The sequence below is a fragment of the Streptomyces himastatinicus ATCC 53653 genome, assembly GCF_000158915.1.
GTDB classification, from domain to species: Bacteria; Actinomycetota; Actinomycetes; order Streptomycetales; family Streptomycetaceae; genus Streptomyces; species Streptomyces himastatinicus.
Genome location: NZ_GG657754.1, coordinates 2758828 through 2767203, shown reverse-complemented (window position 1 = coordinate 2767203; position 8376 = coordinate 2758828). Strand labels below are relative to the sequence as shown.

The window sequence follows — 8376 nt, the reverse complement described above, 5'->3', positions numbered from 1 at the left end:
ACCCCGTCGTGGACGCGATCCGCCGTAACTCCGCCATCGACTGGATCCAGGTGCGGCACGAGGAGACCGCCGCGTTCGCCGCGGGCGCCGAGGCCCAGCTCACCGGCAAGCTCGCGGGCTGCGCGGGCTCCTGCGGCCCCGGCAATCTGCACCTGATCAACGGGCTGTACGACGCCCACCGCTCCATGGCCCCGGTCCTCGCCCTCGCCTCGCACATCCCCAGCAGCGAGATCGGCACCGGCTACTTCCAGGAGACCCACCCCGACCAGCTGTTCCGCGAGTGCAGCCACTACAGCGAGCTGATCTCCAGCCCCCAGCAGATGCCGCGCGTCCTCCAGACCGCGATCCAGCACGCGGTCGGCCGCCGCGGCGTCAGCGTCGTCTCGCTCCCCGGCGACATCGCGGCCCGCCCGGCGCCCGAACGCGCCGAGGAGCACGCACTGGTGACCTCACGCCCCACCGTGCGCCCCGGCGACACCGAGATCGACGCCCTCGCGCGCATGGTGGACGAGGCGGACCGGGTGACGCTCTTCTGCGGCAGCGGCACCGCAGGGGCCCATGAGGAGGTGATGGCCTTCGCCGAGCGGGTGAAGGCCCCGGTGGGGCACGCCCTGCGCGGCAAGGAACACATCCAGTACGACAACCCGTACGACGTCGGAATGAGCGGACTGCTCGGCTACGGCGCGGCGTACGAGGCCACCAACGAATGCGATCTGCTGCTCCTGCTGGGCACCGACTTCCCGTACAACGCCTTCCTCCCCGACGACGTCCGCACCGTCCAGGTCGACGTCCGCCCCGAGCACTTGGGCCGCCGCTCCAAGCTCGACCTGGCCGTCTGGGGCGACGTCCGCGAGACGCTGCGCTGTCTGACGCCGAAGGTGCGCCCCAAGACCGACCGTCGGTTCCTGGACCGGATGCTGAAGAAGCACGCGGAGGCGCTGGAGGGCGTGGTCAAGGCGTACACCCGCAAGGTGGAGAAGCACATTCCGATCCACCCGGAGTACGTGGCCTCGATTCTGGACGAGGAGGCCGCCGACGATGCGATCTTCACCGTCGACACCGGGATGTGCAACGTCTGGGCGGCCCGCTATCTGACCCCCAACGGCCGTCGCCGGGTGATCGGTTCGTTCACCCACGGCTCGATGGCCAACGCGCTGCCGCAGGCCATCGGCGCCCAGTTCCTCGACCGCCGCCGCCAGGTCATCTCGATGTCCGGCGACGGCGGGTTCACGATGCTGATGGGCGACTTCCTCACCCTCGTGCAGTACGACCTGCCGGTGAAGGTCATCCTCTTCAACAACTCCTCCCTCGGCATGGTCGAGCTGGAGATGCTGGTCTCGGGCCTGCCCGCGTACGGCACCGGCAACCACAACCCCAACTTCGCCCAACTCGCCCGCGCCGCCGGGGCGTACGCCGAACGCGTCGAGAAGCCCAAGCACCTGCGGTCCGCGCTGCGCACCGCCCTGCACCACAAGGGCCCCGCCCTGGTCGACGTCGTCACCGACCCCAACGCACTGTCCATCCCGCCGAAGATCAAGGCCGAGATGGTGACGGGCTTCGCGCTGTCGGCGAGCAAGATGGTGCTGGACGGAGGCGTCGGCAAGATGGTCCAGATGGCCCGCTCCAACCTGCGCAACGTCCCCCGCCCCTGACCTCCTGATCAGCCGGACTTCTGCCAGGCGCAGCTGCCGAGCGTGGCCCGCCCCTTCTCGACCAGCGGATCGGCGACCCTGGCCGGTGGCATGGCACTGTGGCCCCGGTAGCAGACGACGGTCCGGTCCGGGTACCCGGCCAGATCGACCATGAGCTGGTCCCAGTGGCGGTACTGCACGTCATGCCCCGAGTCGGCGTAGCTGCGTACCACCGGATCGCCGGGCAGATGGTCCTTCCAGGTCCCGACCATGCTCGGCGGCACGGTCGTGTCCTTCTTCCCGCTGTAGACGATGACGGGTGCCGTCAGCTTCGACAGATCCGGTCCGGGCCGCTCGCAGTACAGCTTCTGCTCATGCACCTGCGGCGCGGGATCGGCCTTCTGCCCGCGCTGGTTGTAGGTGCGGGCGCCGTCCTCGTACGCGGTGTCGGCGAACCCGGGCACCCGCTTGGTCGGGCTGTCCTCCGGAAGCGCCCACCAGATGCGCGGATCGGCGATCTGCTTCTCCAGGGACTTGCCCAGCTCCTCGTCGGACATCGAGCAGTACGACGGCTCGGCCCCGTACGGCGGCAGCGCGGCGGCCAGATGGAGCGACTGGATACGGTCCGGCGCCAGGGAAGCCAGCTCGGCGGCGTAGGGCCCGCCACCCGAGATGGCGACCACGCTGACCTTGCGCACCCCGATACGGTCCAGCACCTGGAGCGCGTCCTTCACGAAGTCGGCCTTCCCCAGGCCCTTGTCGAAATCCGTGTCGCCGAAGCCATTGCGCTCGACCGATATCAGCCGCAGCCCGAGGGACTCCCGCGTGCTGCGCAGGAAGTCCGTCATATGCGCCGCCCGCGCGCTGGTCCCCGTGCCCCCGAGGTAGAGCACGGGCTTCCCGTCCCGGGGCCCCTCGTCGATGTAGTGCGCGGTGCGCCCCGAATCCAGCTTCGCCGCCCGCACCTGGGGCCCGAGCGAGTCGAACTCGTCCTGAATACGGACCCGATGAACGTCGGTGGCGCGGGGCTCCCGCGGCGCCGTGGCGGTCGCGCTGCCGCTCACGGCCCCGGAGGCGGTGAGCAGGACGGTGGCCGCGGCGGTGGCGACGATACCGGTGACGAGTGGTCTGGGCACGTGTTTCTCCTGGCCGTATGCGGTTGGATCAACGCCCGTTTACCCGTTCTGAACGAGAAGAGGCCACACTCATGGAGCACCCGCCCAGGCAGCTCATGCGGGGCGGGCGCTCATCCCTCGTCGTCAGGAGTGGTGGAACAGGCGGCGGGAGAGGGTGTTGACCTGGCTGCCCGGGACCACGTACCGCGCGGCGGCCTCCCGCCAGACCGAGAAGTGCGGGGCGGCGCGATGGGCCTCGACGGCGGCCTCGTCCTCGTACAGCTCGTGGAAGACGAAGTGGTGGTCGTCGGAGAGGTCGCAGACGACGTCGAAGTACAGACAGCCGGGCTCGTCGGTGAAGGACCGCTCGGCCTGCGCCTCGATCGCGGCGAGGAAGTCGTCGCGGCAGCCGGGCGTGACCTGGAGGGAGACGGTCAGGGCGATCATGCGGAAAGCTCCTCGGGTCGGGGGTGGGGTACGGGCGGTGTCACACCGGTCCGTTCGGCGATGCGGACGAGGGACTGCCAGGTGTCGTCGGCCAGCGTGATGCCCTCGGTCCTCAGGCGCTCGGCGGTACGGGCCTCCGGCTCACCGGGGACGAAGATCTCCTCCGTGCCCGGGGCGGTGGGGGTCGCCTTGGTCTCCTCGACCAGCCGCTCGATGTGCCGCTCGAAGTCCTCCGGCGCGGCCATCGAGCGGATGTCGATGCAGATCAGCAGATGGCCCGCGCCACTGCGGCCGTGCGGCGAGTACGGGCCGACCACCGCGCTGCCGCTGGCGCTGCCGGTCAGCACCCCGGCCAGGACGTCGAACATGAACGAGATGGCGTAGCCCTTGTGCCCGGCCATCGGCAGGATCAGCCCCTCGACCGCCCGCCGGGCATCGGTGGTCGGTACGCCGTCGGCGTCGGCCGCCCAGCCCTCGGGTATGGGCTCGCCGCGCTCCTTGGCGTGGTAGATCTTGCCGCGCGCGACGGCGGTGTTGGCGATGTCCATCACCACGGTTCCGTAGCGGCCGCCGGGCGCGGCGATCGACCAGGGGTTGGTGCCGACCCGTTTCTCCCGGCCGCCCCACGGGGCCATGGCGGGGCTCGCGTTGGTGGCGAGCAGCGCCACGCAGCCCTGTTCGGCGGCCTGGCGGGTGAAGTACGCGGCGGTGCCGAAGTGGCCCGAGTTCCGTACGGCCACGGTGCTGACCCCATGGTGCCGGGCGCGCTCGACCCCGAGCGTGGTGGCCCGGTGGGTGAGCACCTGCCCCAGCCCGTGATGGCCGTCGATCACCAGCACCGCGCCGTTGTCGACGACGGTCTCCGGCCGCGCGACCGGAGCCGTCGCACCGCTCTCGACGCGCCTCAGGTACCAGGGCAGACGCAGCATCCCGTGGGAGGGGTGGCCCCATAGCTCCGCGGTCACCAGCGTGTCCGCGAGCAGCCGGGCGTCTTCGGGCGGCACCCCGAGGGCCTCGGTCGCCGTGGCGGCGAACCGGCGCAGTGCGGCGGCGCCGACGATGTGCGACATGCGTCGTCCGTCCTCCCGTCCGAGAACTGTATCCGCTCCTGTATACAGCATGCGCCGCCGGAGAGACCATGCCCGCGAGGGCGCGGACATCAGCGGACGACGTCCACCTGGACGTCCCCGCCGATGGGGGAATCCTCGCTGGTCAGGCTCTCGATGAGGGCCTGGAGGGTCTGCGCGAGGTGATGGCGGCAGGCCGCCTCGGCGGCCTCGGTGTCCCCGTCCGTGATCGCCTTCAGCAGGGCGCGGTGCTCCTCCAGTGACGTCAGCATCCGCCGTGGGCCGCTGTGCGAGACATGCCGCAGACGCACCGTCTGGCTGCGCAGATCGCGGATGGTGCGGGCGAGGTACGGATTGCGGCACGTGGTGATGACGGCCTGGTCGAAGCCCTCGGCGATCTCGTAGAAGTCCCGGTAGCCGCGCGCCTGCTCGGCGGCGTCCAGCGCGCGGAAGGACTCCTCGAACTCCTCCAGCCGCTCCACCAGCTCGTGGAACGGGGTCAGTGCGCGCTCGTCGGCCGCCCCCGAGGCCGCTACCAGGGCGGCCGCCCGGGGCTCCAGCAACGTCCGGATCTCGAACAGGGCGCGTACGCCGCCCAGCGAGATGGCGGCCACCCGCGCCACCTCGCCCGGTACGAAGTCGACCAGCCCCTCGCCCGCGAGACGGCGGATGGCCTCGCGCACGGGCGTACGGGAAGCGCCCAGCTCCTCGCCGAGCCGGACCTCGCTCAGCTTCGCCCCGGGCCGCAGCCGCAGCGACTCGATGTCCCCCTTCAGCCGCTCGTAGACCGCCTCGCTCTTGCCCGTCGCCCGAGCCATGCCTCTCCTCGCCGTCGCCCCGCGCACCTGTCTGTATACAGGCTAGCGGTCAGCGTTCCGCGCGGCGGAAGAGGCGGGCGCCGAGGGCGAGGCAGAGGGCGGCCAGGGCCAGGGTGATGGCGGCGCCGAGGGCGACGGTGCCGTTGGCGTAGTGGCCCAGGAAGGTCTGGCGTACGGCGTCCACGGTGTAGCGGAACGGCACGGCGTGGGAGGCGCCGTCCAGCCAGCCCGGGGCGAGGGACATCGGCAGCAGCAGCCCGGACAGCAGCATCAGCGGCATGCCCGCCGTGTTGGCGATGGCGGCGAACTCGGGCGGTGTCCTGACGTTCATCGCGAGCCCGTACGAGAGGGCGGACAGCGCCGCCGAGAGCACGGCCACGAACAGCAGGCCGATCAGGACTCCGGCGAGGGGCGCGCGGAGGCCGAAGGCCAGGCCGAGGAGCACGAGCAGCACCGACTGGACGACCAGCTGCACGACATCGCGCAGGACCCGGCCCAGCAGCAGGGCCAGGGGGTCCACCGGCGTGACCCGCATGCGGTCGATGATGCCGAGGTTGCGGTCCATCAGCAGGCCGAGCCCCACGTACGAGCCGCCGAGCAGGGCGAGCTGGATGAGCACGCCGGGGACCAGGGCCTGCCAGGACGAACCGCTCACGCCCAGGCTGAGCTTGGTCAGCAGCGGTCCGAAGAGGGCCAGGAAGAGCAGCGGTTGGAGCATGCCGAAGAAGAGATTGGTCTTGGAGCGGAGGGTGGCCCGCAGATAGCGGCCGAAGACGACGCCGGTGTCGGCAAGCAGGGTCATGGAAGTGCCTTGAGTGGTCGAAGGGTCAGATGGCGACGGGTTCGTCGGCCGTCGCGGACCGGCCGGTGATGGCCAGGAAGGCGTCCTGGAGGCTGGCGGCGGGATCGCCCGCGTGGCGGGCCTTGAGGTCGGCGGGGGTGCCCTCGGCGACGATCACCCCGGCGTCCACGACCACGATCCGGTCGGCGAGCGCGTCGGCCTCGTCCAGGTAGTGCGTGGTCAGGAAGACGGTGGTGCCGTGCTCGGCGCGGATCCGCCGGACCAGGTCCCACAGTTCGGCGCGGCTGCCGGGGTCGAGCCCGGTGGTCGGTTCGTCGAGGAAGACCACCTCGGGCCGGTTGATCAGGCCGAGCGCGATCTCCACCCGGCGGCGCTGACCGCCGGAGAGCGCACGGGTGGGGCGGTCCAGCAGGGGTGTGAGGCCGAGGTCCCGGGCGAGTTCCCCGGCGCGCTCGCGCGCCTCGGCCCGGGGCAGCCGGTGCAGCCGCCCCTGGGTGACCAGTTCCTCGCGTACCGAGCAGGCGGGGTCCAGGCCGCCGGACTGGGCCACGTAGCCGATGCGGCGGCGCACCCCCGCGGAGTCGTGCCGCAGATCGTGCCCGGCGACCGTGGCCTCGCCCCCGCTGGGCGGCAGGAGGGTGGTGAGCATGCGCAGGGTCGTGGTCTTGCCCGCCCCGTTGGGGCCGAGGAAGCCGAGGATCTCGCCGCGGTCGACGGTCAGGTCGATGCCGCGGACGGCGTGCACCGGGCCCGCCGGGAGCGGATACGTCCGGGCGAGGCCCCGGGTTTCGATGACCGGGGTGGGGGTGGGTGGTGTGGGCATGGCGCCGATAAAAACACAGCGCACTGCAAAAATGCAATGCATTACTTTTTTGCAGTGGGGTTAGACTTCATGGCATGGCAGAAGGGCTACGGGAGCGCAAGAAGCGGGAGACGCGGCAGCGCATCAACCGGGTCGCGATCGAGTTGTTCGTGGAGCGGGGCTTCGACCGCGTCACGATCGCCGAGGTCGCGGCCACGGCGGAGGTGTCGGTCAACACCCTCTACAACTACTTCGAGGCGAAGGAGGACTTGGTGCTCCCGCCGGATCAGGCGTCCGCGCAGCGGCTCGCCGACATCGTGCGGGACCGCGGCCCCGGCGAGTCGGCGGCCGGTGCGGTGCTGGCGCGGCTGCGGGACGAGGTGGAGCGGCGGGACCGCTCGCTGGGGCTGACCGAGGGCTTCGAGCGGGTCTTCGCGATGATGCGGGCCGCGCCCACGCTCATCGCCCGGCTGGAGGAACTCGGCCGGGAGATGACCGACGCGCTCGCGGCCGTGCTGGCCGAGGAGACCGGCGCCGGACCGGACGATCCGCTGCCGCGGGTGGTGGCCACCCAGCTCGGTGCGTTCCACGCGCTGGTCTTCGCCGAGATCGGCAGGCGGACCGAGGCGGGGGAGGGGCCCGACGCGATCGCCGCGGCCGTGGTCGCTCTGCTGGACGCGTTCCAGGGGGTGCAGGGCGAGCCGCTGGCCACGTATGCCGTGCGGAAGGGAGAGCAGACGTGTTCCGGGTGACGATCCGCGGTGTGTTCGAGGGGCTGGGCGAGGAGGACCGGGCCGCGCTGCTGGAAGGAGCCGACGCCTTCCGGACCGCCTTCACCGACGAGGGCACCTTCACCTACGACCGTGGGCTCTCGGCGTTCACCTTCCGCTGCCAGGTGCCCGCGGAGGCGGACGGCGACGGCGAGACGGAGGCGACCGAGCGGGCCATGGCGGCGCTGGTGGCGCACGGTTATCCGCACCGGGTCCTGCGGGTCGGGGTGACGGACATGCGCCACATCAAGGTCCGCCGCAAGGGGCGCGGCAGATGAGGGGGAGCTGAGCGGACCGCCCGGCGCCGCGCGGGGGGCGGCACCGGGCGGTCGACGACCTGCCTACGAGGGATGTCTACGCGGGCACCGGCCGCAGCCGCAGGGTGAGGATCTGATGCGGCCGCAGGGCCAGGGACAGCCCGGCCGGGCCGGTGGCGGCCGGGTGCAGCGGGCGCTCCAGCAGATCGGTGACGTCCGCCGACAGGACCGGGAAACCGGCGATGAGCGTGCCCGCCGCGCGGCCGCCGTGCGACTCGTACAGCCGCACCACCACATCCCCGCTGCGGTCCTCGGCGAGCTTCACCGACTCCACCGTGATCGCCGGGTTGTCCACGGAGAGCAGCGGCGCGGGCCCGGTCGGGCCGCTGGGCAGGGTGCGCAGCGGCAGGTTCAGGGCGAGGCCGCCCTCGACCGCGTCGCCGACGCTCGCGCCCGGCAGCAGCGCGTAGCGGAAGCGGTGGGTGCCGAGGTCCGTCTCGGGGTCGGGGCTGTGCGGGGCGCGCAGCAGCGTCAGCCGTACGGTGGTGCCGAGTACGTCGCCGTCGTCGGCGGAGTGCGCCGTACGGGTCACGTCGTGGCCGTACGTCGAGTCGTTGAGCAGCGCGGCCCCGTACCCCGGTTCGGCGACCCGCAGCCAGCGGTGGGC

Annotated in this window: 10 protein-coding genes; 3 read left to right on the top strand and 7 right to left on the bottom strand. The window is 71.8% G+C overall.

Translation table 11 applies throughout. The features are described from left to right. A partial coding sequence (locus SSOG_RS11090) for a pyruvate dehydrogenase (RefSeq protein WP_063631553.1) occupies positions 1 to 1652 on the top strand: 1652 nt, incomplete at its 5' end. A gap of 8 nt (positions 1653 to 1660) precedes the next feature. On the opposite strand, the gene SSOG_RS11085 is transcribed toward SSOG_RS11090, so the two are convergent. The 6 genes from SSOG_RS11085 to SSOG_RS11060 form a co-directional block, all read right to left on the bottom strand. Further along, positions 1661 to 2767 (bottom strand): alpha/beta fold hydrolase, encoded by a 1107-nt coding sequence (locus SSOG_RS11085; RefSeq protein WP_009714312.1) that lies wholly within the window; start codon positions 2765 to 2767, stop codon positions 1661 to 1663. Positions 2768 to 2890: 123 nt separating this feature from the next. Further along, positions 2891 to 3193: a putative quinol monooxygenase gene (locus SSOG_RS11080; protein WP_009714311.1), complete on the bottom strand. Its 303-nt coding sequence runs from the start codon at positions 3191 to 3193 to the stop codon at positions 2891 to 2893. After that, positions 3190 to 4263, bottom strand: coding sequence for an Ldh family oxidoreductase (locus tag SSOG_RS11075; protein ID WP_039937203.1), 1074 nt, complete (start codon positions 4261 to 4263; stop codon positions 3190 to 3192). The genes SSOG_RS11080 and SSOG_RS11075 overlap by 4 nt, the downstream gene beginning before the upstream one ends. Before the next feature lie 89 nt (positions 4264 to 4352). Then, positions 4353 to 5078, bottom strand: a complete 726-nt coding sequence (locus SSOG_RS11070) for a GntR family transcriptional regulator (RefSeq protein ID WP_039937201.1) — start codon at positions 5076 to 5078, stop codon at positions 4353 to 4355. A gap of 49 nt (positions 5079 to 5127) precedes the next feature. Next, complete coding sequence (locus SSOG_RS11065; protein WP_009714308.1) at positions 5128 to 5880, bottom strand: ABC transporter permease; 753 nt, start codon at positions 5878 to 5880, stop codon at positions 5128 to 5130. A 25-nt stretch (positions 5881 to 5905) separates the two neighbouring features. Then, complete coding sequence (locus SSOG_RS11060) at positions 5906 to 6703, bottom strand: ABC transporter ATP-binding protein (protein WP_009714307.1); 798 nt, start codon at positions 6701 to 6703, stop codon at positions 5906 to 5908. 74 nt (positions 6704 to 6777) lie between these two features. Between SSOG_RS11060 and SSOG_RS11055 the strand changes: the two genes are divergently transcribed. Next, the gene (locus tag SSOG_RS11055) at positions 6778 to 7434 is read left to right on the top strand and encodes a TetR/AcrR family transcriptional regulator (protein WP_009714306.1); all 657 of its coding nucleotides are present in this window, start codon (positions 6778 to 6780) and stop codon (positions 7432 to 7434) included. Next, positions 7422 to 7730 (top strand): DUF6204 family protein, encoded by a 309-nt coding sequence (locus SSOG_RS11050; RefSeq protein ID WP_009714305.1) that lies wholly within the window; start codon positions 7422 to 7424, stop codon positions 7728 to 7730. Before SSOG_RS11055 ends, SSOG_RS11050 begins: the two co-directional genes overlap by 13 nt. Positions 7731 to 7806: 76 nt before the next feature. Here the strand turns inward: SSOG_RS11050 and SSOG_RS11045 are convergent. After that, positions 7807 to 8376: glycosyl hydrolase-related protein (locus tag SSOG_RS11045; RefSeq protein WP_039937198.1), on the bottom strand; the 570-nt coding region annotated here is incomplete at its 5' end.